This is a genomic window from Nocardia sp. NPDC052112 (genome assembly GCF_040680135.1).
GTDB lineage: Bacteria > Actinomycetota > Actinomycetes > Mycobacteriales > Mycobacteriaceae > Nocardia.
This window is the reverse complement of sequence record NZ_JBFAWD010000023.1, coordinates 68174-89168: the sequence shown is the minus strand read 5'-3', so window position 1 is coordinate 89168 and position 20995 is coordinate 68174. Positions and strand designations below refer to the sequence as shown.

The 20995-nt window shown below is 65.7% G+C and carries 25 protein-coding genes; 15 read left to right on the top strand and 10 right to left on the bottom strand.

Annotation, left to right across the window (positions count from 1 at the left end):
- Positions 1–2: 2 nt before the first annotated feature.
- Entirely contained in the window at positions 3–332 is a 330-nt protein-coding gene (locus AB0L58_RS33870) for an acyl-CoA carboxylase subunit epsilon (protein ID WP_364393397.1), read from the bottom strand.
- A 137-nt stretch (positions 333–469) separates the two neighbouring features.
- Entirely contained in the window at positions 470–2110 is a 1641-nt protein-coding gene (locus AB0L58_RS33865) for an acyl-CoA carboxylase subunit beta (protein ID WP_364393395.1), read from the bottom strand.
- Positions 2111–2414: 304 nt separating this feature from the next.
- Between AB0L58_RS33865 and AB0L58_RS33860 the strand changes: the two genes are divergently transcribed.
- Both AB0L58_RS33860 and AB0L58_RS33855 read left to right on the top strand, forming a co-directional pair.
- Positions 2415–2600, top strand: a complete 186-nt coding sequence (locus AB0L58_RS33860) for a hypothetical protein (protein ID WP_364393393.1) — start codon at positions 2415–2417, stop codon at positions 2598–2600.
- Positions 2601–2681: 81 nt separating this feature from the next.
- On the top strand, positions 2682–3482 hold the full coding sequence (locus AB0L58_RS33855; RefSeq protein WP_364393391.1) for a biotin--[acetyl-CoA-carboxylase] ligase: 801 nt from the start codon (positions 2682–2684) through the stop codon (positions 3480–3482).
- Between the two features lie 84 nt (positions 3483–3566).
- On the opposite strand, the gene AB0L58_RS33850 is transcribed toward AB0L58_RS33855, so the two are convergent.
- Positions 3567–4520, bottom strand: coding sequence for an acyl-ACP desaturase (locus tag AB0L58_RS33850; RefSeq protein ID WP_364393388.1), 954 nt, complete (start codon positions 4518–4520; stop codon positions 3567–3569).
- Between the two features lie 260 nt (positions 4521–4780).
- Between AB0L58_RS33850 and AB0L58_RS33845 the strand changes: the two genes are divergently transcribed.
- From AB0L58_RS33845 to AB0L58_RS33835, 3 genes are read left to right on the top strand one after another with little or no spacing between them, the layout of a single operon-like run.
- Complete coding sequence (locus AB0L58_RS33845) at positions 4781–5332, top strand: PH domain-containing protein (protein WP_364393386.1); 552 nt, start codon at positions 4781–4783, stop codon at positions 5330–5332.
- Positions 5333–5369: 37 nt separating this feature from the next.
- Positions 5370–6047 (top strand): response regulator transcription factor, encoded by a 678-nt coding sequence (locus tag AB0L58_RS33840; protein WP_040686995.1) that lies wholly within the window; start codon positions 5370–5372, stop codon positions 6045–6047.
- An 18-nt stretch (positions 6048–6065) separates the two neighbouring features.
- Positions 6066–7379 carry a HAMP domain-containing sensor histidine kinase gene (locus AB0L58_RS33835; RefSeq protein ID WP_364393383.1) on the top strand — a complete coding sequence of 438 codons (1314 nt, stop codon included), beginning with the start codon at positions 6066–6068 and terminating at the stop codon, positions 7377–7379.
- On the opposite strand, the gene AB0L58_RS33830 is transcribed toward AB0L58_RS33835, so the two are convergent.
- A complete protein-coding gene (locus tag AB0L58_RS33830) occupies positions 7376–7918 on the bottom strand; it encodes a GtrA family protein (protein WP_364393381.1) in 543 nt (180 codons plus the stop codon). The two genes, AB0L58_RS33835 and AB0L58_RS33830, sit on opposite strands and share 4 nt — an antisense overlap.
- 167 nt (positions 7919–8085) lie before the next feature.
- On the opposite strand from AB0L58_RS33830, the gene AB0L58_RS33825 reads away from it, so the two are divergent.
- The 5 genes from AB0L58_RS33825 (at position 8086) to AB0L58_RS33805 (ending at position 12179) form a co-directional block, all read left to right on the top strand.
- A complete protein-coding gene (locus AB0L58_RS33825) occupies positions 8086–9261 on the top strand; it encodes a 5-(carboxyamino)imidazole ribonucleotide synthase (protein ID WP_364393486.1) in 1176 nt (391 codons plus the stop codon).
- A complete protein-coding gene (purE, locus tag AB0L58_RS33820) occupies positions 9245–9754 on the top strand; it encodes a 5-(carboxyamino)imidazole ribonucleotide mutase (RefSeq protein WP_364393484.1) in 510 nt (169 codons plus the stop codon). Before AB0L58_RS33825 ends, purE begins: the two co-directional genes overlap by 17 nt.
- A gap of 71 nt (positions 9755–9825) precedes the next feature.
- On the top strand, positions 9826–10506 hold the full coding sequence (locus AB0L58_RS33815; RefSeq protein WP_364393379.1) for a TetR family transcriptional regulator: 681 nt from the start codon (positions 9826–9828) through the stop codon (positions 10504–10506).
- Between the two features lie 160 nt (positions 10507–10666).
- Entirely contained in the window at positions 10667–11827 is a 1161-nt protein-coding gene (locus tag AB0L58_RS33810) for an acyl-CoA dehydrogenase (RefSeq protein WP_364393377.1), read from the top strand.
- A gap of 157 nt (positions 11828–11984) precedes the next feature.
- The gene (locus AB0L58_RS33805) at positions 11985–12179 is read left to right on the top strand and encodes a hypothetical protein (protein ID WP_364393375.1); all 195 of its coding nucleotides are present in this window, start codon (positions 11985–11987) and stop codon (positions 12177–12179) included.
- Here AB0L58_RS33805 and AB0L58_RS33800 read toward each other — a convergent pair.
- Positions 12176–12502 carry a GNAT family N-acetyltransferase gene (locus AB0L58_RS33800; protein WP_364393373.1) on the bottom strand — a complete coding sequence of 109 codons (327 nt, stop codon included), beginning with the start codon at positions 12500–12502 and terminating at the stop codon, positions 12176–12178. The two genes, AB0L58_RS33805 and AB0L58_RS33800, sit on opposite strands and share 4 nt — an antisense overlap.
- A 38-nt stretch (positions 12503–12540) precedes the next feature.
- A complete protein-coding gene (locus tag AB0L58_RS33795; protein WP_364393371.1) occupies positions 12541–13899 on the bottom strand; it encodes an FAD-linked oxidase C-terminal domain-containing protein in 1359 nt (452 codons plus the stop codon).
- A 217-nt stretch (positions 13900–14116) separates the two neighbouring features.
- On the opposite strand from AB0L58_RS33795, the gene AB0L58_RS33790 reads away from it, so the two are divergent.
- Together AB0L58_RS33790 and AB0L58_RS33785 are read left to right on the top strand one after the other, a co-directional pair.
- Positions 14117–14428 carry a hypothetical protein gene (locus AB0L58_RS33790; protein WP_364393369.1) on the top strand — a complete coding sequence of 104 codons (312 nt, stop codon included), beginning with the start codon at positions 14117–14119 and terminating at the stop codon, positions 14426–14428.
- Between the two features lie 46 nt (positions 14429–14474).
- The gene (locus AB0L58_RS33785) at positions 14475–14993 is read left to right on the top strand and encodes a GtrA family protein (RefSeq protein WP_364393367.1); all 519 of its coding nucleotides are present in this window, start codon (positions 14475–14477) and stop codon (positions 14991–14993) included.
- On the opposite strand, the gene AB0L58_RS33780 is transcribed toward AB0L58_RS33785, so the two are convergent.
- The 4 genes from AB0L58_RS33780 to AB0L58_RS33765 form a co-directional block, all read right to left on the bottom strand.
- Entirely contained in the window at positions 14974–15627 is a 654-nt protein-coding gene (locus AB0L58_RS33780) for a class I SAM-dependent methyltransferase (RefSeq protein WP_364393364.1), read from the bottom strand. The two genes, AB0L58_RS33785 and AB0L58_RS33780, sit on opposite strands and share 20 nt — an antisense overlap.
- A 92-nt stretch (positions 15628–15719) precedes the next feature.
- Positions 15720–16358 (bottom strand): Type 1 glutamine amidotransferase-like domain-containing protein, encoded by a 639-nt coding sequence (locus AB0L58_RS33775; protein WP_364393362.1) that lies wholly within the window; start codon positions 16356–16358, stop codon positions 15720–15722.
- 6 nt (positions 16359–16364) lie between these two features.
- Positions 16365–17204 carry a maleylpyruvate isomerase family mycothiol-dependent enzyme gene (locus AB0L58_RS33770; RefSeq protein WP_364393360.1) on the bottom strand — a complete coding sequence of 280 codons (840 nt, stop codon included), beginning with the start codon at positions 17202–17204 and terminating at the stop codon, positions 16365–16367.
- The gene (locus tag AB0L58_RS33765; protein WP_364393358.1) at positions 17201–17665 is read right to left on the bottom strand and encodes an HIT family protein; all 465 of its coding nucleotides are present in this window, start codon (positions 17663–17665) and stop codon (positions 17201–17203) included. Before AB0L58_RS33765 ends, AB0L58_RS33770 begins: the two co-directional genes overlap by 4 nt.
- Positions 17666–17981: 316 nt before the next feature.
- On the opposite strand from AB0L58_RS33765, the gene AB0L58_RS33760 reads away from it, so the two are divergent.
- From AB0L58_RS33760 to AB0L58_RS33750, 3 genes are read left to right on the top strand one after another with little or no spacing between them, the layout of a single operon-like run.
- Positions 17982–19223 carry a Re/Si-specific NAD(P)(+) transhydrogenase subunit alpha gene (locus AB0L58_RS33760; RefSeq protein WP_364393356.1) on the top strand — a complete coding sequence of 414 codons (1242 nt, stop codon included), beginning with the start codon at positions 17982–17984 and terminating at the stop codon, positions 19221–19223.
- Positions 19223–19561 (top strand): NAD(P) transhydrogenase subunit alpha, encoded by a 339-nt coding sequence (locus tag AB0L58_RS33755; RefSeq protein WP_364393354.1) that lies wholly within the window; start codon positions 19223–19225, stop codon positions 19559–19561. The genes AB0L58_RS33760 and AB0L58_RS33755 overlap by 1 nt, the downstream gene beginning before the upstream one ends.
- Complete coding sequence (locus AB0L58_RS33750) at positions 19561–20991, top strand: NAD(P)(+) transhydrogenase (Re/Si-specific) subunit beta (RefSeq protein WP_364393352.1); 1431 nt, start codon at positions 19561–19563, stop codon at positions 20989–20991. The genes AB0L58_RS33755 and AB0L58_RS33750 overlap by 1 nt, the downstream gene beginning before the upstream one ends.
- Positions 20992–20995: the final 4 nt, after the last annotated feature.

Here is a 20995-nt window from a genome sequence, read left to right as displayed (position 1 = left end):
GATCAGTCGCGCAGGTGTGACAGTTGCGGGAAGGCGTACGGAGAGAACGGCGAGGTGCCGCGGTGCATCAGGGTCGGGCGACCCCAGAAGTCGGACGGACCGACCGGCCCGCTGTGCACGGCGCTGTTCGCGGCCGCCGACAGCACACATACCAGCGCCGCGATTTCCTCATCGGACGGCGCACCCTTGATGACTTGGATGAACGGCTGCTCGGCCACCGCTGGTGCCGGGGCTGCCGCCGGTGTGGCCGCCTCGACCGCGTTCGCGATCGGGTCGACTGTGAGATCCAGTTCGACGGCGGTCAACACATCTTCATCTGCCACGGTCGTCACAGTGCCAGATCCTCTCTCTATTTCGATCGAGCCCATGCCCGACTCGAAGACATATGGATCACAAGATCATCATCCTCGAATCGACTCATTGCGTCTCTGCAAACCAGTGTGCGCGGCCCAACGAGGTTATCGCTTGATCACAATGGAATGTTGCCGTGTTTCTTCGGCGGCAGGGTGACCATCTTGCGCTCGAGCAGACGCAGCGCCGAGACGATCTGGCCGCGGGTGTGCGAGGGCGGGATGACCGCGTCGACGTACCCGCGCTCGGCGGCCACGTAGGGGTTCACGAGGGTGTCCTCGTACTCGTTCTGGAGCTCGAGGCGCAGTGCGTCGACATCGTTTCCGCTCTTCGCGGCCTCTTGCAGCTGCTTGCGGTAGACGAAACCGACGGCGCCCGAGGCGCCCATCACCGCGATCTGGGCGCTCGGCCAGGCGAGGTTCACGTCGGCGCCCATATGCTTGGAACCCATGACGTCGTAGGCGCCGCCGTAGGCCTTGCGAGTGATGATCGTGATTTTGCCCACAGTGGCCTCACCGTAGGCGTAGAGCAGCTTCGCACCACGCCGGATGATGCCGTTGTATTCCTGCCCGGTGCCCGGCAGGAAGCCGGGAACGTCGACCAGAGTGATGATCGGGATATTGAAGGCATCGCAGGTGCGCACGAAGCGCGCGGCCTTCTCCGAAGCGTCGATATCGAGGCAGCCCGCGAACTGGGTGGGCTGGTTGGCGACGATGCCGACGCTGCGGCCGTCGATCCGGCCGAAGCCGACGATGATGTTCATCGCGCGCTCGGCCTGCACCTCGAGGAATTCGTCGTCGTCGAGCAGACGACGGATGACCTCGTGCATGTCATAGGGCTGGTTCGGCGAATCCGGGATGATCGTGTCCAGCTCGAGGTCCTCGTCGGTGAGTGAGTCCTCGATGGCCCCGGTGATCGGGTCGGTGGCCGGGAAGCGGGGGGCCTCGGCGCGGTTGTTGCTCGGTAGGTAGCTCAGCAGATCCTTGACGTAGTCCAGCGCGTCCTGCTCGCCGGAGGCGACGTAGTGCGCGACACCGGATTTCGTCATGTGGGTGTGCGCGCCGCCGAGGTCCTCCATGGTGACGTCCTCACCGGTGACCGTCTTGATGACATCCGGTCCGGTGACGAACATCTGGCTGGTGCCGTCGACCATGACGACGAAGTCGGTCAGCGCGGGCGAGTAGACGTGCCCACCGGCGGCCGGGCCCATGATCAGCGAGATCTGCGGGATCACGCCGGAGGCCTGGATATTGCGGTGGAAGATCTCGCCGTAGAGGCCCAGCGAGACGACGCCCTCCTGGATGCGCGCGCCCGCGCCCTCGTTGATGCCGATCAGTGGGCGGCCGGTCTTGAGCGCCAGATCCATCACCTTGACGATCTTCTCGCCGTAGACCTCGCCGAGGCTGCCGCCGAAGACGGTGACGTCCTGGCTGAAGATGCACACGTCGCGGCCGTCGATGGTGCCGTAGCCGGTCACCACGCCGTCGCCGAGCGGCCGGTTGTTCTCCAGGCCGAAGTTCACGCTGCGGTGCCGAGCCAGCGCGTCCAGTTCCACGAAGGAGCCCTCGTCCAGCAGTGCGAGGATGCGCTCACGGGCGGTCATCTTGCCCTTGGCGTGCACCTTGTCGGCCGCGGCCTCACCCATCGGGTGCTTGGCCTCTTCCAACCGATTCCGCAGATCAGCCAGCTTCCCAGCGGTGGTGTGGATATCGGGGGCGCCCGCCGATTCCGATGCGGGCTGGTGCTGGACACTCGTCATGGCTCCGGAGTGTAACCAGTGCCAGTGCTTCTCGGTAACCGAGTGTCGCTTACCGGTCAGTAAAAAACCGCAGCTAGATCATGTTCCAACATGCGAATGGCGGCAAACTTCCTGGTCGATTACCGAACCGCGGCGGGGGCCGCGCGCCGTTCGTCGCCGGGAAAATCGGTGGTGTCTGCCGGGCGGGCCCAGATAGCCTGGGAGCGTCAGTAATTCGATCGAGGGGAGGTCGGCGGAAATGTCGGATCGGAATCGAGTAGCCGCGTACTGAGCACCGCCGAGCGCATCGAGGGGAGGGAAACACATGTGGGAATGGAGTCGTAGCACCGCCGAACGTGCCTCGGCGGCGGCCTGGACCGGCTGGCAGCCGGTGCGGACCGAGCCGACCGTGGTAGAGCCGGAGTCCTGGACCGCTGAAGCAGCCGAGTCCACCACGGCGGAGCAGAGCTCCGGCGCGGTGGCACCCATCGAGTACGACCTCGTCGGATAGCTCCGAGCGCACCGACCTGCCACGGCAACGACCGCGTCGACCTGCCGCGGTAGGTCGATGAGCACCGAGTAGCCTGCCGGTGTGCACAGGCCACCGTTGGATGCAGAGCAGTTGCGGCGCAGTCTCATCGAGTCGCCCGAGCTGTCGTTCTTCTCCCACATCGATGTGGTGGAGTCGACCGGGTCCACCAACGCGGACCTGATCGCTCGGGCCGGTGCGGCCGACGCCGATCACGCGGTACTGCTGGCCGAAACCCAGGAGCACGGCCGGGGTCGGCATGCTCGGACCTGGATCAGCCCGCCGCGCGCACAGATAGCGATGTCGCTGTTGGTGCGGCTGCGCGGCATCGAACCGGCCGCGCTCGGCTGGCTGCCGCTGCTCACCGGTGTCGCCGTGGTGGACGCACTGCGTGCGACCGCCGGTGTGGACGCGAATCTGAAGTGGCCCAACGATGTGCTGATCGATGGCCGCAAGGTGGCGGGCATCCTGGCCGAAGTCGCCTCCGGTGGTGGGGCACCCGCCGTCGTCGTCGGGGTCGGTCTGAACGTCAGTCTCACCGAGGCGGAACTGCCGGTGCCGCATGCCACTTCGCTCACGCTGGCGGGGGCGAAGGTTACCGACCGCACCGAGCTCGTGCGGTCGCTGCTGGCCGAATTCGCCCGCCGCTTCATCGCGTGGCGTGACGCCGGTTGGGATGCCACCGACCTGATCGGCGTCTACCGCGACCGCTGCGCCACTCTGGGTGCAGCCGTCCGCGCCGAACTACCCGGTGGCCAGACCCTCGAGGGCATTGCCACCGATGTCGACATCGCGGGCCGCCTGCGCATCGGCGAGCATATCGTCTCCGCCGCCGATGTAACCCACCTGCGCGCCGACCACTGACCCCGGCCCGGAATCCGCTTGCCGGGACCCGGCGGGGTGCGGATCCCGGCAAGGGATGCTGTTGTGCGGCAACGACATCGGGGATCAGACCGGTTGCATGACACCCCGCGCCGCCTCGCGGGCGAGCAGTCGGTCGCGTTGTTCTTCGAACTTGAGGACGTCCTTCTCCAGCTTCTCCAGGAATTCGGCGAGTTCCTGCCGCGCCTGTTCGCCGTTCGGGCCGAAGTCGTTGCGTTCGAATACATTCCACTTCTTCAGCACCGGCTGCACCACCTCTTCGAGGTGCTGGCGCAGATCGTAGATGCCGTGCTTGGCCATCAGTGCGCCGTTGCGGCGGAAGTTGGGCATGCCGAAGCCGGGCATGATGAAGTTGGTGAGGATCTGGGTGATCGCCGCCATGGCCTGGTCGGGGACCAGATCCAGGCCCGCGCCGCACATGTTGCGGTAGAAGATCATGTGCAGGTTCTCGTCGGCGGCGACGCGCTGCAGCATGCGGTCGGCGATCGGGTCGTTGCAGACCTTGCCGGTATTGCGGTGGCTGACCCGGGTGGCCAGCTCCTGGAAGGTCACGTACGCGACATTGACCAGGAATCCGCCCCAGTCCTTGGGCGAGGGTACGCCGCGGGTCATGTGGATCATGCGCGCCTGTTCGAGCGCGACCGGATCGACGCCACGGGTCACCACGAGGTAGTCGCGCATGACGATGCCGTGGCGGTTCTCCTCGGCGGTCCAGCGTCCCACCCAGGTGCCCCACGCGCCGTTCTGGGAGAAGTGCTCGGCGATCAGTCGGTGGTAGGAGGGCAGGTTGTCCTCGGTGAGCAGGTTGGTGATCATGGCGGCCTTGGCGACCTCGTTCAGCTTGGACTGCTCCGGCGCCCAGTCCGTCCCGCCCATCGCGGCGAAGTTGCGACCCTCGTCCCACGGGACGAAGTCGTGGGGATGCCAGTCCTTGGCCATCGACAGGTGGCGGTTGAGATTCTGTTCGGCCACCGGTTGGAGTTCGGTCAAAATCTGCAGCTGGGTCAGTTCTGTGGTCACACACGCCTCCACTGTTCGTTTTCGACGTCTTGTCAAGCCGGACTTGTCTTTTCACAGGCAGAGCATTGAGCAGAACAAAACGAGAGCTAGTCGAACGACAGAGCCGGGTCGAGCGGTTGCCGTCGGCTCGAGGCCGGGTAGCGATCCTGTGCGGAATCTCGAGGGTACTCGAGGTGGCGACGGCGCAAGGTGCCGATTGTGCAGCACGGCACGCGTCGCTGTCCACGCTTTCCGGCATGTTCTCGCGGTAGGGTTCCGGCATGGGTTATCCGGAGGAGGTGCTCGCCCCGGACGAGCAGTTGATACTCCATCGTCATCCGCACTGGAAAATGCTGTTCTGGCCGATCGTGACGCTCATCGTCGCGACGGCACTGGCCGGATTCGCCGGGGGGCTGATCTGGCGCAGGACCGAGGGCACGACCCGATCGGTACTGCTGATCGTGGTGCTGGTCGTCTGGCTCGGCATCATCGTATGGCGTTGTGTCGCACGGATTATCAGCTGGAAGTCGACGCATTTCATCGTGACCGACCGCCGGGTGCTCATCCGACAGGGCGTGATCACCCACACCGGCATCGATATCCCGATGAGCCGGATTTCGAGTGTGCAGTTCCGGCACGGGCTGTTCGACCGCATGCTCGGCACCGGCACCCTGATCATCGGATCCTCCTCGGACGAACCACTCGAATACGACGACATCCCGCAGGTGCAGAAGGTGCACGCACTGCTGTACCGCCAGGTGTTCGAGGAATCCAGGGACGACGATTCGCGCTGGGACGACCGCGGCCGTAGCGGCACACACGGGGGGCGGTAACCGGTGATCTGTCGGCACGGGTCCGTAATCTGAGCATATGACCGCCGTACTGCTGGCCGAGGACGATGAGGCCATAGCCGCACCGCTGTCGCGTGCGCTCGGACGCGAGGGCTATTCGGTGACTGTGGAACGCTTCGGGCCCGCGGTGCTCGAGCGCGCACTGGAGGGCGATCATGATCTGCTCATCCTCGATCTGGGCCTACCCGGTATGGACGGGCTCGAGGTGTGCCGCCAGGTGCGCGCCCGCGGTGCCGACCTGGCCGTGCTGATGCTCACCGCGCGCACCGATGAGGTGGATTTCGTCGTCGGGTTGGACGCGGGCGCCGATGACTATGTCGGCAAACCGTTCCGGCTGGCCGAGTTGCTCGCCAGGGTGCGAGCGCTGTTGCGGCGCAGCGGAATCGGTGACGAGGCGGTCGAGGTCGGCGGTATCCGGCTGGAGCCCGCGGCGCGGCGGGTGCTGGTGAACGGTGTCGAAGTCGGTTTGGCCAATAAGGAATACGAGCTGCTCAAGGTCTTGATCGATCGGGCGGGCCAGGTAGTGCCGCGCGAGACGATCCTGCGCGAAGTGTGGGGCGACGCCGAGCTGCGTGGTTCGAAGACCTTGGATATGCACATGTCCTGGCTGCGCCGCAAGATCGGCGACGAGGGCCCGATGGCCGAGCGACGCATCGTCACCGTGCGCGGTGTCGGCTTCCGGCTGAACACCGATTGATGGTGTGGCACAGCTGATATGAGACGCAGAATTCTGCGATCGATCCTCACCGTGCTGACCATCACCACGGTGGTGCTCGGCGTCCCGCTGATCTACACCGCGTGGCTCTGGGTCGAGGACATCACCCGCAACGATCTGGAGAACCGGCTGGAGCGGATCGCCGCGGAGATCATCGCCCAGGAACACGGCGACGGCATGGTGCTCGGCGAACTCGACACCCGCCTGGTGCGCCCGCTGATCCCCAAGGACGGCAAGCTCACGATCATCTATCCGGCGCCGCAGGACAATGCCTCCCGGCTCGATATCGGCGCGGAGCAGGTCCACGATCCCGTGGTGGAATCGCTGGCGATGGGCACCGAGGGGTCGCTGCGCCTCGAGGTGCCGTCGGGTCCGATGCATACGCGGCAGATCCAGGCCGTCTCGGTGGTGGCCTTCGCAGTGCTCGCGTCACTGGGCGCGGCGGTGTCGGTGGCGATGATCACCGCGCGCCGGGTCGCCGATCCACTGCGTGACGTGGCGGCCCGCGCCGCCAGACTGGCCATGGGTGACTTCCGGCCGGATCCGCGCCGGCACGGGATTTCCGAACTGGACCGGGTTTCCGATGTGCTCGATTCGGCGACCGTCGAGATCGCCGGGCGGTTGCAGCGTGAGCATGCGCTGGTCGCGGATGTGTCCCATCAGCTGCGCAGTCGCCTGACCGCGGTGCGACTGCGGCTGGACGAGTTGTCGGAGCATGCCGATCCGGCCGTGGTGCACGAGGCCGAGGAGGCGATGGCACAGGTAGACCGGCTGACCGATGCGATCGATGATCTGGTCCGGGCCTCCCGCGACGAGGACGCCGCCGATCGCGATCCGGTGCCGGTCATGGACGAACTGCGCGGCGTCGTCGAGGAATGGTCGCATCCGTTCACCGAGGCGGGCCGGATCCTGCGGCTGATCGGTGACGAATCGCTGCGCGCGCCGATCACCGGTTCCCGGCTGCGTGAAGCACTCGCGGTGCTGGTCGACAATGCGCTGATGCACGGCGGCGGCACCTGCACGGTATCGGTGCGCACGGTGCGCACGGTCAGCGATCGCGAGCCCTTGGTGGTGGTGGAGGTCGCCGACGAGGGTGATGGCATTCGTGACGAACTCGCGCCGCACATCTTCGACCGTGGCTTCTCCGCCGGCGGCTCGACCGGCGTGGGGCTGGCCCTCGCCAGGGCGCTCATCGAGGCCGATGGCGGGCGGTTGGAATTGCAGCGCCGCCGTCCCGCGCTGTTCGCGATGTTCCTGGGATCGAGCGCGTCGCAGCGGACGCCCAACGGCGCGCAGGTACCCGAGCCGCGTTAGCTGCGGCCGAGTTGTTCTTCCTCGAGCAGATCCTCGATTTCCTCGACGAGCTCGCTGATTTCGTCCGGGAACACCCAGCGGCGCATGGCCCAGAAGCGGAACGCCATCTGCAGCAGATTGCCGATGATGAAGGCGCTGATGAAGTCCGCGATGTTCTCGACGGTGAAGCTCACATCGGGTTGGCGGAGGTCGAAGACGTAGCTGGAGATCCACAGCGGCATGAAGCTCAGCACGACGCCGACGCCGCTGACGCCGAAGAACAGCAGTGCCTCATGGTGCTTCTCGCGGCCGCCGCGGTTCTTGAACGACCATTCGCGGTTGAGGATGTAGGAGCAGATGACCGCGATCACACCGGAGATGATCTTCGCGGTGACCGGCTTGGTCTCCAGCACGGTCCACTTGAGCACGTAGAAGATGCCCGAGTCGATGATGAAGGTGGTGGCGCCGACGATGGCGAATTTGATGAGTTCGTGGTGGCGGTAAGCAATCTCCCGCAGGGGCTTGGGGAGGACGTTGACCACGTCGTCGACGAAAGACACAAGGCCCGAGTGTACCGGTAGGGATCCCGGCACTCGGACATGACAAGATTGCACGACGTGAGGGAGCGTAGCGAGCGAACCATCAACACAGCCCCCATGGTGGGGACGCCGGAGCCGAGCGTCAGCGAGGTGGAGGCGTGACCCGCCGTTCATTCGATCCTGCCGCCATGCCCACCGTCACCATGATCGGTGGTGGCCAGCTCGCGCGCATGACGCATCAGGCCGCCATCGCGCTGGGGCAGCGGCTGCGGGTGCTGGCAGAGAAACCGGATGACCCGGCCGCGCAGGTGAGCCCCGAGGTCGTACTCGGCAGCCACACCGATCTGACCGCGCTGCGCAAGGCCGCCGTCGGCTCGCACGCGCTCACCTTCGATCACGAGCATGTGCCGACCGAACATCTGGAGGCGCTGGTCGCCGAGGGCGTGAATGTGCAGCCGCCGCCGCGTGCGCTGGTTTACGCGCAGGACAAATTGGCCATGCGGACCAAGCTGTCCGAGCTCGGGTTGCCGGTGCCCGCCTTCGTGCCCGTGACGGCGGTGGCCGATGCGGTGCGATTCGGTGACGAGCACGACTGGCGGATTGTGCTGAAGGCGGTGCGCGGCGGTTACGACGGGCGCGGTGTCTGGATGCCGGAGTCGGCGGCTGCGGCCGCGGCGATCGTCGCCGATCAGCTGGCGCACGGTGTGCAGTTGCTCGCCGAGGCCAAGGTGGATCTGAAGCGTGAGCTGTCGGCGATGGTGGCACGCTCGCCGTTCGGGCAGGCCGCGACCTGGCCGGTGGTGGAGACGGTGCAGCGCAACGGCCAGTGCGCCGTGGTGATCGCGCCCGCGCCGGATCTGAGCGAAGAATTGGCCGCGCAGGCCGAGACGCTCGCGTTGAACCTGGCCGGGGAACTCGGTGTGGTCGGTGCGATGGCGGTGGAACTCTTCGAGACCAACGACGGCGCCATCCTGATCAACGAACTGGCCATGCGGCCACACAACTCCGGTCACTGGGGTATGGACGGCGCGTGCACCGGCCAGTTCGAACAGCATCTGCGCGCGGTGCTCGACTATCCGCTCGGCGACACCAGTCCGCTGGCGCCGGTCACGGTGATGGCGAATATTCTCGGCGCGGCCGAGGCGCCGGCCATGTCGATGGACGAGCGGCTGCACCACCTCTTCGCGAGATTGCCGCAGGCGAAGGTGCACCTGTACGGCAAGGGCGAACGCCCGGATCGCAAGATCGGGCATGTCAACGTGCTGGGCGACGATGTCGCCGTGGTGCGCGAGCAGGCCGAGCGCGCGGCGCATTGGATGTCGCACGCGATGTGGACCGACGGATGGGATCCCCACGGTGAGTAATGCGCAAGTTGGCCTGATCATGGGCAGCGACTCCGACTGGCCGACCATGGAGGCCGCCGCGATCGCCTTGGCGGAGTTCGATATTCGCTTCGAGGTCGGTGTGGTCTCGGCCCACCGCACGCCGCAGCGCATGCTCGACTATGCCCGTGAGGCGGCGGGTCGGGGGCTGAAGGTCATCATCGCGGGCGCGGGCGGTGCCGCCCACCTGCCCGGCATGGTCGCCTCCGCCACCCCGCTCCCGGTCATCGGCGTTCCCGTCCCACTGAAATATCTCGACGGCATGGACTCGTTGCTGTCCATCGTCCAGATGCCTGCGGGCGTTCCGGTCGCCACCGTCTCCATCGGCGGCGCCCGCAACGCGGGTCTGCTCGCCGTCCGGATCCTCGCCGGTAACGACGTCGCGCTGCGCACCCGCATGGAACAGTTCCAGGCCGGTCTGGAAGCCATGGTCCTGGAGAAGGACGAAGCCCTCCGCACCAAACTCCTCGGCTGACCAACCGCGATTTCGGCATCGATATTCAGCCATGCCGATCCCGCATCGGCCGGGCTCAGTACGGTGATGCGGTGGCGATTGAGGAAACTGTTCGGGGGCGTGCCGGCGACGATGCGGCAAGGTTTCGGCTGACCGTAGTGGATCATGCGCTGCGGTTGTTCGCCGAGCAGGGGTATGAGGCGACGACCGTGGATGAGATCGCGGACGCGGCGGGGATTTCGCGGCGGACGTTCTTTCGGCAGTTCCGGTCGAAGGAGGATGTGATCTTCGCCGATCACGAGTCGCAGTTGGCGCAGGCGGCGGAGTTCTTGATGGCGGCGCAGGGAGATCCGTGGGAGGCGGTCTCTGCCGCGGTGGTGCAGGTGTTCGAGCGGTTCACCCAGTGGCGCGAAATCGCCGAGCGGCGGTATCGGGTGGTGCGGAAGGTGCCCGCGCTGCGCGAGCGCGAGATCGTGACCGTATTCCGGTACGAGCGGTTGTTCACCGACTATCTGCGCGAGCGGCTGCCGGAGGTGCCGGATCTGGCGCGGGTGCAGTTCACGGCGGCGGTGACGGCCACGCACAACTACCTGCTGCGGCGCATGGTGCGCGGCGAATCGGATGCGGGCGCGGCGGATCTGCGCGAGGAGTTGGCGGCGATCCCGCGTGGGCGCGGATCGGGGTCGGCGGAGATGGTGGTTGCGGTGTTTCCGAGGGATATGCCGCCGCGGCAGGTCGCCGATCTGGTCACGCGGCAGCTCGGTAGTCTGTGACGAGAGTCACAATATGCAGTATCTGACACTCAGTGCCAAACTCATAACCCCACTTGATGTCCCATTCTGGGCGTACACTTGATCGGAACGTGGCACTGAGTGCCGAGTGCTGGAACTGTGATCCGGCAAATCACGACCGACAAAACCAGGAGTGTGTCCCATGGCGGGGAACCCCGACTTCAATCTCTTCCAGCTCGAGGACTTCCACGACGAACTGCGTGCGGCCATCCGCGGACTGGCGGAGAAGGAAATCGCTCCGTACGCCAAGGATGTCGACGGCAACGCCCGCTTCCCGGAGGAGGCGCTCACCGCGCTGAACGCCGCGGGCTTCAATGCGGTGCACGTGCCCGAGGCCTACGGCGGCCAGGGTGCGGACTCGGTCGCTACCTGCATCGTGATCGAAGAGGTCGCCCGCGTCTGCGGTTCGTCCTCGCTGATTCCGGCGGTCAACAAGCTCGGCACCATGGGGCTGATCCTCAACGGCGCCGAGGAGCTCAAGCAGAAGGTGCTGCCGGATATCGTCAACGGCGAGATGGCCTCCTATGCGCTGTCCGAGCGTGAGGCGGGCTCCGACGCCGCCGGTATGCGCACCCGCGCCAAGCGGGACGGTGACGACTGGATCATCAACGGCTCCAAGTGCTGGATCACCAACGGCGGCAAGTCCTCCTGGTACACCGTCATGGCCGTGACCGATGCGGAGAAGGGCGCCAACGGCATCTCCGCGTTCATGGTGCACAAGGACGACGCGGGCTTCGTGGTCGGCCCGCTCGAGCACAAGCTCGGCATCAAGGGATCGCCGACCGCCGAACTGTACTTCGAGAACTGCCGGGTGCCGGGCGACCGCATCATCGGCGAGCCGGGCACCGGTTTCAAGACCGCGCTGCAGACCCTCGACCACACCCGCCCGACCATCGGCGCGCAGGCCGTCGGTATCGCGCAGGGCGCACTGGACGCCGCGATCGCGTACACCAAGGACCGCAAGCAGTTCGGCACCGCGATCGCCGACTTCCAGAACACCCAGTTCATGCTCGCCGATATGGCGATGAAGATCGAGGCCGCCCGCCTCATGGTGTACACCTCCGCGGCGCGCGCCGAGCGCGGCGAGAAGAACCTCGGCTTCATCTCCGCGGCCGCCAAGTGCTTCGCCTCCGATGTGGCCATGGAGGTCACCACCAATGCCGTGCAGCTCTTCGGCGGCGCGGGCTACACCACCGACTTCCCGGTGGAGCGGATGATGCGTGACGCCAAGATCACCCAGATCTACGAGGGCACCAACCAGATCCAGCGCGTCGTCATGTCGCGCGCGCTGCTGCGGGGCTGATTACGCATACGACCGGGTGTTCACGCCGCTGCGGTGTGAACACCCGGTCTTTTTTGTGCCATGAATCCACCAATTATTCGGGCGTAGGAGACCGAGATTCTCCTGGTAGGGCGCATAAAATGGCGCCGCGATCGCCATCGACTGCGGTGCAAAGAATGTGGCTTTCGTAAGTGCGGCGCTGTTCTTCAGCAGCACCAACGGTCGACCCGGCTATATCCCCAATGCCGAAACCTGGCGGCCGTATGTCACGGGAACCGTTGCCGACCACCAGGTAGGGCACGAACACAACAAACTCACCAGCTCGCAAGCCCTCGCGGTGATCGGTCCGATCCTCGCGGACTACCTACGCTAGGCGACCAGATCGGCGTATTCGCGGTGTTCGGCGATGTACTTCTCGACGTACCAGCAGGTCGGGACGATGGCGAAGCCCGCGGCGCGCGAATCCCGCAGCGCGTATTCGACCACCTGCGCGGCCACGCCGCGGCCACGGAACTCCGGGAAGGTCATGGTGTGGTGGAAGTCTCTTATCTTCGGGGGATGGCTGTCGGCGGAGCCGACGGGGCGGGTGCGGTCGGCATCGTCGTGTTCGGCGTAGTCGGCGTACCCGGCGAGGGTGTCGTCGATATAGATCTCGAATCGGGTATCGGCGACATTGTGCTCGAGCCTGGTGGTCATGATCGGATGAAACTCCTCAGCGTTCGGGAATGTTCCGTCTACAGAATCGCGCCTGGGTTGAGAATGCCATGCGGATCGAGCGCATCCTTGATCCGGCGGGTGAGTGCCATCACATCGGGACCGAGTTGATCGGGCAGCCACGCCTTCTTCAACCGGCCGACGCCGTGTTCGCCGGTGATGGTGCCGCCGAGTTCGATAGCCAGCTCCATGATCTCGCCGAAGGCGCGGTGCGCGCGCTCGGTCATGTCCGCGTCGGCCGGGTCGTGCACGATGAGCGGATGGGTATTGCCGTCCCCGGCGTGCGCGATCACCGAAACCAGCACGTCGTTGCGTGCCCCGATGTCGGCGATACCGTTGACCAGATCGGCGAGTCGCGGCAGTGGAACACCGACATCCTCGAGCAGCAGCGGCCCGATCTTCTCCACCGCCGGAATGGCGAAACGCCGTGCGGCGGTGAAGGCTTCGCCTTCCTCCGGATCCTCGGTGTGGAAAACCTCGGTGGCACCGGCTTTTTCACAGATGCCTGCCATGATTTCGGCTTCGTGCCTGGCGAATTCGCCCGGCGCGTCGGATCGGGCGACCAGCAGTGCGGCGGCCTCGCGATCAAGTCCCATCCGCATCTCGTCCTCGACCGCATTGATCGCGACGGCATCCATGAACTCGAGCATGGCCGGCCGCAGGGTGCCGGTGATGCCGAGGATGGCCTCGGTGGCGGCGGTCAGCGTCGCGAAGGTCGCGACCACGGTGGACTGCGGCGGTTGTGCGGGCAGCAGCCGCAGGGTGAGTTCGGTGATCACCCCGAGCGTGCCCTCGCTGCCGACGAACATCTTGGTCAGCGACAGGCCCGCCGAATCCTTGAGCCGAGGACCGCCGAGCCGCACCACCGTGCCATCGGCGAGCACCACTTCCATGCCGAGCACGTAATCGGTGGTTACGCCGTATTTGACACAGCACAGGCCGCCCGCGTTGGTGGCCGCATTGCCGCCGATCGAGCAGATTTCGAAGGAGGACGGGTCCGGCGGGTACCACAGGCCGTGCTCGGCGACCGCACGTTTGACCTCCGCATTGAGCAGGCCGGGTTGGACCACCGCGGTCCGGGTGACCGGGTCGACGGTGATCGCGCGCATGCGCTCGGTGCTGAGCACGATGCCGCCGTCGACGGCCGTCGCGCCGCCGGACAGTCCGGATCCGGCCCCGCGCGGCACCACCGCGACCTGGTGTTCGTGCGCCCACCGCAACGTCGCCGCGACATCATCGGTGCCGGTCGCGCGGACCACGGCCAGCGGTGTGCCCGCGCCCGGATCGCGCGCCCAGTCCTGTCGATAGCCTGCCAGCAGGTCGGAATCGGTGAGTGTCGCACCGTCGGGCAGGCGGGAGATCAGGTCATGCAGGTCCACACGGTTCACGCTATACGGCGGGTGCGGGCCAGGGTGAGCGCCTGACTGTAACACCCCGCGCGTCCGGTTCTCCCTGGAGGTTTGCTACAACGCCGAGGCCGACGCGATGTGGGTCGATCCAGTGGTGCCGGGTCCGTGCGCCGATAAGAATTCCGGGCAAGCGCCCGTTGGGGCGTTGTCCATTCCGTTAGGTACGCAGGCGTGCCGAGGAGGTCATATGCAGGTCGTGTCGCCGGATTACCGTGATCTGGTCGCCGCCGTCTTCTCCTACGAAGTCGTCGACGGGGGCATCGACCCGGATTCGATGCGCCGCATCCATGCGGGCGAGGTCACCGAGTGGATCACCGCACTGGATCGCTCGGGCATGTTCGGCAAGACCGCCATCACCACCCTGTCCGACCAGTGGCAGCGCAATCCCCGTTTACTGCTCGATGCGCTCCTCGACGAGGTCGACGACGTCACCCGCCGTCGCTGCCTCGTCGCGTGGTCCGCTCTGGACAGCCGTCCGTCCCTCACTCAGATCGGCTGATCGAGATTCGGATTCCACCTGATCTTGTTTCCTGGACGATCACCTGATGGACACCTGCCGCTGGCATGCTGGCGGCGTGACTAGCACCGAGTCCCTGGTGGCGGACTTCTCGCGCTGGTGCGAAGCGGTTGTCGCGCGGCTGCCCCTGGGGCTGAATCGCCTTGTCGCCCCGACGTTTCTGGGCTTCGCGCTGATCAACGGTTTCACCTTCGCTGTCGATCTGGCGCTGCTCACGGTGCTGCACGGCTGGTTGGGGCTGCCCGTTTGGCTGTCGGTGACGGTGGCCTATATCTGCGCGTTCGGACTCAGCTTCGTGCTCAATCGCACGTTCAACTTCCACTCGCACGCACCGGTCGGCAGGCAGGCCGTGGTGTATGTGGTGGTCGTCGTGATCAACTACCTCGCCTTCATCCTCGGTGTCGGCGGCGGATTGGCCGCGCTGGGTGTGGAATACCACGTGTCGCGGCTGCTGGCGGGGGCCTGCGAGGCGATCTACATGTACAGCGCGATGCGCTGGGTGGTGTTTCGCGGCCGCGACAGCGTCGTCATGTCCCGGTCGTCCTGATCTGTCGCACTTGGTCGGCGGCTACCGTGGCCCGGCCGATGAGGAAGGTCGAAATCGGGCCCGGCACGGGCAGCACACCAGCACCGAGCATGTCGGTATCGAAACCGGCATCCAGCAGTGCGGCCCTGGTGCGGCGGTTGGGGCGGCAGCCGTCGGTGAATGCGCTCCACGGCCCGGCGACGAAGTCCTGGAATTTGCCGTAGCCGGTGTTGTCGGGGGCGCGAACATGTTCCAGCACCAGCAGTTCGCCGCCCGGCCGCAATACCCGTCTGATCTGCGCCAGCGAAGCGGATACGTCGCGGACCGAGCACAATACGACCGAAGTCAGCACGGTGTCGAAACTGTCGTCGGGGAACGGCAGCGACTCGGCCACGCTGTCGATGATTTCCACTGCTGTGTCGAGTCTTTCGGCGCGCCGCAGGGCCACCGCGCGCATCGCCGGGTTCGGTTCCACGGCGGTTACCGAGGTGACACCGGGCGGGATATGCCGTAGGTCGTGGCCAGGGCCGAGGCCAACGATGAGTAGGTCACCGCGCGCGGAGGCGAGCAGTATCGTCCGCAGTGGCCGAATCAGGGTCGGTTCGGTGACGATCATCGCGGCGCTGTACCAGGCGGCGAAAATGCGGCTGCACACGCTCCGGTCTCCCTTCGAAGAATTCGCAGCCAGCGTCCTCGATCGGCGCGGTCGGCAGAACCCCTATTCGCGCCCCCTACTCTTCGTGTCGCCTACCGCAAGATCTCGATATCGTCGCCGTCGACCACGACGACATCGTCGTCGGTGAGCGCCCAGTGCGGGATGCCTTCGGCTCGGTAGCGGGCGGCCAATACCGTGGACGCACCGTCCGGGTCGGTCGCGGAATCCAGATGCGGGACGATGCGATGGTCGACCAGACCCAATCCGTCCCACAGTGGTGTGATACCGCATGCCGGTTCGACCTCGGCCGGGTCATCGGTGGACTCCAGACCGCGCAGGTCCGGAGTCAGCAGACAGGCGCCCGCGCTGTATCCGGCGTATACCAGCGCATCGGCGGCCAGCAGCTTTGGCAGTACGAAATCAGCTCCACTGCGGGCGAATTGGGCGCGCAGTACGAAGGTATTGCCGCCGCGTACCCACACCAGTGGATATTTCGCCAGGGTGTCTTCCAGTTCGGTTGCGCGCCCGACGAATTCGCGCAGATCCAACACGTCGGGGGAGTAGCCGAGTCGGCGCAACGGGGTCACGTCACTGGTGACGGCACCCGCCCAGGCCGCGGGCCAGGCGTCACATGCGTTGGGAATCACCGCGACTCGGCCCGGCTCGCCGACAAGCGCGGCGAGCCGGTCGTAGTGTGCGCCGAATCGGTAGCTGGACAGGAAAAGTCGCACCGCGGCTCAGATGGTGAAGGCCAGGCTGCGCACCAGTCGGTTGCCGAGTTCGGTGTCGCCGGAGATGGTGAACTCGCCCTCGTGCGCATCCGCCGTGGTGCGTCCGCCGCGCAGCCGGGCGAACAGGCAGGAGTCCATCCGAACCACCACGGTGGCGGGCGCATCGAGTTCCTCGACGATATTGGCGCGGCCGTCCACCGCGATGTGCAGCGTCAGCGGTAGTGGGCCGGTCAGTTCGAAGGTGATGCGTGATCCGTCCGGTGCGTGCGCACCCTTCGCCACGGCCCGCCCGATGGAGGCCGTGAGTTCGCCGAATGCCCGCGCGGCCCGCGGGCCGCCCTCGTCGACGGAAACGCCGAGCCCGTCGGCGATATCCAGTTCATGCATCCAGCAGTCGAACAGTCGCACCCGCATGAACCGGCCATAGCTGACCTTGCCGATCGGCGATACGGTCTCGGCCTGCCATTGCGCATCGTCGCACGATGCGAGGGCCGCGCGCCTGCGCTCGATGACCTCGCGGTACAGCTCGAGCAGTCGCTTACCCGACAGCGGCCGCAGCCGGTCGACCCAGATCTCGTTGAGTACACCGGTCTCGTTGCGCACGTGCGGCAGCGTGGTCACATCGGTTTTGGGCCGGATCGGATCGTGCGCCGGCGGGCGCTCGCCGAGCAGCCAGGATTCGGTGCCGACGACGTGTGCGACCACATCGAACAGCGACCAGCCCGGCAGCGGAGATGGTGTGCGCCAATGCTCTTCGTCGAGATCGCCGACCAGGGCCGCGATCGCTTCCCATTGCTCGGACAGCAGGTTGGTCATTTCGGTCCGGTCCTGGGTCGGGTCGGTCATCCTTGCGATCCTTCCTCGGCGCTGGTCTCGTCCGACTGTCCCAATGCCGATATTCCGGCACGGATGGCGGCCGCGGTGGTCTGCGGGTCGTGCGGGCGTCGCAGCAGCAGTCCGGCGGCGAAGCTCAGTTTGTCGCCGTGCCGACGCGGAATCACGTGCAGGTGGACGTGCGGGACGGTCTGGAAGGCCGCGGTGCCGTCGTTGAGCACCAGATTCGCACCGTCCGCGGCCAGGTCGCTGCGTCTGATCGCCAATGCGAGTCGGTGTCCGGCCCGGAAGATGTGCGCGCCCAACTCGGCGTCCAGATCCTCCAGTTGGGATGCGTGTCGCTTCGGGATGACCAGGGTGTGACCGCGGGCGATGGGGCGTATGTCCAGGAACGCGCACAGGGTGTCGTCCTCGTAGACCTTGGTCGCCGGGGCCTGTCCCGCCGCGATGCGGCAGAAGACGCAGTCGTTCACACCGCCGACCATACGGCGTACGACTCTTGGGCAACAGACTCGGGCATGATGCACGTCACTATGGGAAGGTATTGCGCCGCACCGACCAGGATTCGAACCTTGGAGTGGCCGCGAATCCGACATAACGGCGGAATCCGGCCGCAACTTGTGACCGCCATCTCAGCTACGCTCGCCGCTAGCGATTGCTTGCCAGGTCGCTCGAGAGGATCAGCGAGCCGGGTACAGTTGCGTGGATTTGGACGAACTTACTCACAAGTAACATCGTCCGGCCGTCGACCGGTTGCTTGAAGCTCAGCCAGAGAAGGAAGTCTGACCAGTGGAGACAACGCAGAGCGTAGGCGACGAGTCGCCGCGCGGAGCGCGTGTCGGAGTCGTTCGCGAGTCAAACGCGGGCGAGCGGCGTGTCGCTTTGGTGCCGAAGATCATTCCGAGCCTGTTGAAGCAGGGTGTAGAGGTGGTGGTCGAGGCGGGTGCCGGGCTCGGCGCGCTCATTCCGGACGCGGCCTATGCAGATGCGGGTGCGACCATCGGTGATCCGTGGTCGGCCGATGTGATTGTGAAGGTTGCCGCGCCCAGTGACGCCGAGGTGGGCAAGCTGACCAGCGGGCAGACGCTGATCGGTTTCCTGGCCCCGCGCAATGCCGAGAACCAGATTTCGGCGTTGAAGTCGGCCGGCGTGCAGGCCTTCGCCGTGGAGGCGATTCCGCGGATTTCGCGGGCTCAGGTGATGGATGCGTTGTCCTCGCAGGCCAATGTCGCCGGTTATAAGGCGGTGCTGCTGGCCGCGTCGGAATCCACGCGTTTCTTCCCGATGCTGACCACCGCGGCGGGCACGGTGAAGCCGGCGACCGTGCTGGTGCTCGGTGTGGGTGTGGCGGGGTTGCAGGCGTTGGCGACGGCGAAGCGGCTGGGTGGGCGCACCACCGGTTACGACGTGCGGCCCGAGGTGGCCGATCAGGTGCGGTCGGTGGGTGCACAGTGGCTGGATCTGGGTATCGATGCCGCCGGTGAGGGTGGGTATGCCCGCGAGCTCACCGATGAGGAGAAGGCGAAGCAGCAGCAGGCTTTGGAGGATGCGATCAAGGGCTTCGACGTGGTGATCACCACCGCGTTGGTGCCGGGTCGTCCCGCGCCGCGCCTGGTGACCGCCGCGGCGGTGGAGGGGATGAAGCCGGGCAGTGTGATCGTGGATCTGGCCGGTGAGACCGGTGGCAACTGCGAGCTGACCGAACCGGGTGAGACCGTGGTGCGCCATGAGGTGACCATCTGCTCGCCGTTGAATCTGCCCGCGACCATGCCCGAGCACGCCTCGGAGTTGTACTCGAAGAACATCGCGGCGTTGCTGGAGTTGATGCTGGTCGATGGGAAACTCGCGCCGGACTTCTCCGATCAGGTGCTCGCCGATTCCTGCGTCACCCGTGATTCGACCGAATCGGCCGACGCGACCGAATCGGCCGACGCGATAGAGGCGGTGGAGTCGACGGAGACTGCGGAGGCCGCTGACGTGGCGGAGTCCGGCGAGGCGGCGGAGACGACCGAGGCGAAGGTGAAGAACTGATGTATACCGAACTGCTGGCGAATATCGCGATCCTGGTGCTATCCGGGTTCGTCGGGTTCGCTGTCATCTCCAAAGTCCCTAATACCCTGCACACGCCGTTGATGTCGGGTACCAACGCCATTCACGGCATCGTCGTGTTGGGTGCGTTGGTAACCCTTGGCAACGTGGCCGATCCCTCGATCCTGACCCAGATCATTCTGTTCGTCGCGGTCGTGTTCGGAACCCTGAACGTGATCGGTGGTTTCGTGGTGACCGACCGGATGCTTGGGATGTTCAAGGGCAAGAAGGCCGCACCCGTGAAGGCTGCCGCCGCGGAGCGGTCAGAGGGAGCAGCGTGATGCATACCTTCGACAATGTGACCTATCTCGTCAACGGGCTCTACATCATCGCCTTCGGCATGTTCATCTACGGTCTGATGGGTCTGACCGGGCCGAAGACCGCGGTGCGCGGCAATCTGATCGCCGCGGCGGGCATGGTGATCGCTGTGGTGGCCACCTTGATCTCGATCCGCCACACCTCGAACTGGATCCTGATCGTCGCTGGTTTGGTCGTGGGTGTGGTCTTGGGTGTGCCGCCCGCGAAATACACCAAGATGACCGCGATGCCGCAGCTGGTGGCCGCGTTCAACGGTGTCGGTGGCGGCACCGTCGCGTTGATCGCGTGGTCGGAATTCATCAACTCCCAGGGGTTTTCGCATTTCGATGAAGAACCCACCGTGCACATCGTGATCGGTTCGCTGTTCGCGGCGATCATCGGGTCGGTGTCGTTCTGGGGATCTTTGATCGCGTTCGGCAAACTGCAGGAGATCCTGCCGGGTAAGCCGATCGGGATCGGCAAACTCCAGCAGCCGTTGAACCTGCTGCTGCTGGTCGGCGCGATCGCGGCCGCGGTGGTGATCGGTATCGGCGCCACCAAAGACGGTGTGCCCCAGATCTGGATGATCGCGGTACTCGTACTCGCCGGTGTGCTCGGGCTGATGGTCGTGCTACCCATCGGCGGCGCGGACATGCCAGTGGTCATTTCGCTGCTGAACGCGTTGACCGGTTTGTCCGCTGCCGCAGCGGGTTTGGCGTTGAACAACACCGCCATGATCGTGGCGGGCATGATTGTCGGCGCGTCCGGTTCGATCCTGACCAATTTGATGGCCAAGGCCATGAACCGCTCCATCCCCGCGATCGTCGCGGGTGGATTCGGTGGCGGTGGCACCGCCCCGGGTGCTTCCGGTGGTGAGCAGAAACAGGCCAAGGCCACCTCCGCCGCGGATGCCGCGATCCAGATGGCGTATGCCAACCAGGTCATCGTGGTCCCCGGCTACGGTATGGCCGTCGCTCAGGCCCAGCACGCGGTGAAGGAAATGGCGTCGTTGTTGGAAGCCAAGGGTGTGGAGGTCAAATACGCCATCCATCCCGTCGCCGGTCGTATGCCCGGCCACATGAACGTGCTGCTCGCGGAAGCGGAAGTCTCTTATGACGCCATGAAGGAAATGGACGACATCAACGGCGAATTCGGCCGCACCGATGTCGCCCTGGTCATCGGAGCCAACGACGTCACCAACCCGGCCGCCCGCGAGGACTCCTCCTCGCCGATCTACGGCATGCCGGTGCTGAACGTCGACCAAGCCAAGAGCGTGATCGTGCTCAAGCGTTCGATGAACTCCGGCTTCGCCGGTATCGACAACCCATTGTTCTACGCCGACACCACCTCCATGCTGTTCGGCGACGCCAAGAAATCCGTCGGTGCGGTCACCGAAGAACTCAAGGCGCTGTAATACC

Coding starts and splice junctions, on each gene's coding strand:
- AB0L58_RS33755 (WP_364393354.1), top strand. CDS start 19,223: ATGTATACCGAACTGCTGGCGAATATCGCGATCCTGGTGCTATCCGGG.
- AB0L58_RS33845 (WP_364393386.1), top strand. CDS start 4,781: ATGGGTTATCCGGAGGAGGTGCTCGCCCCGGACGAGCAGTTGATACTC.
- AB0L58_RS33800 (WP_364393373.1), bottom strand. CDS start 12,502: ATGACCACCAGGCTCGAGCACAATGTCGCCGATACCCGATTCGAGATC.
- AB0L58_RS33770 (WP_364393360.1), bottom strand. CDS start 17,204: ATGACCGACCCGACCCAGGACCGGACCGAAATGACCAACCTGCTGTCC.
- AB0L58_RS33810 (WP_364393377.1), top strand. CDS start 10,667: ATGGCGGGGAACCCCGACTTCAATCTCTTCCAGCTCGAGGACTTCCAC.
- AB0L58_RS33840 (WP_040686995.1), top strand. CDS start 5,370: ATGACCGCCGTACTGCTGGCCGAGGACGATGAGGCCATAGCCGCACCG.
- AB0L58_RS33835 (WP_364393383.1), top strand. CDS start 6,066: ATGAGACGCAGAATTCTGCGATCGATCCTCACCGTGCTGACCATCACC.
- AB0L58_RS33865 (WP_364393395.1), bottom strand. CDS start 2,110: ATGACGAGTGTCCAGCACCAGCCCGCATCGGAATCGGCGGGCGCCCCC.
- AB0L58_RS33825 (WP_364393486.1), top strand. CDS start 8,086: ATGCCCACCGTCACCATGATCGGTGGTGGCCAGCTCGCGCGCATGACG.
- AB0L58_RS33860 (WP_364393393.1), top strand. CDS start 2,415: ATGTGGGAATGGAGTCGTAGCACCGCCGAACGTGCCTCGGCGGCGGCC.
- AB0L58_RS33750 (WP_364393352.1), top strand. CDS start 19,561: ATGCATACCTTCGACAATGTGACCTATCTCGTCAACGGGCTCTACATC.
- AB0L58_RS33790 (WP_364393369.1), top strand. CDS start 14,117: ATGCAGGTCGTGTCGCCGGATTACCGTGATCTGGTCGCCGCCGTCTTC.
- AB0L58_RS33785 (WP_364393367.1), top strand. CDS start 14,475: ATGGACACCTGCCGCTGGCATGCTGGCGGCGTGACTAGCACCGAGTCC.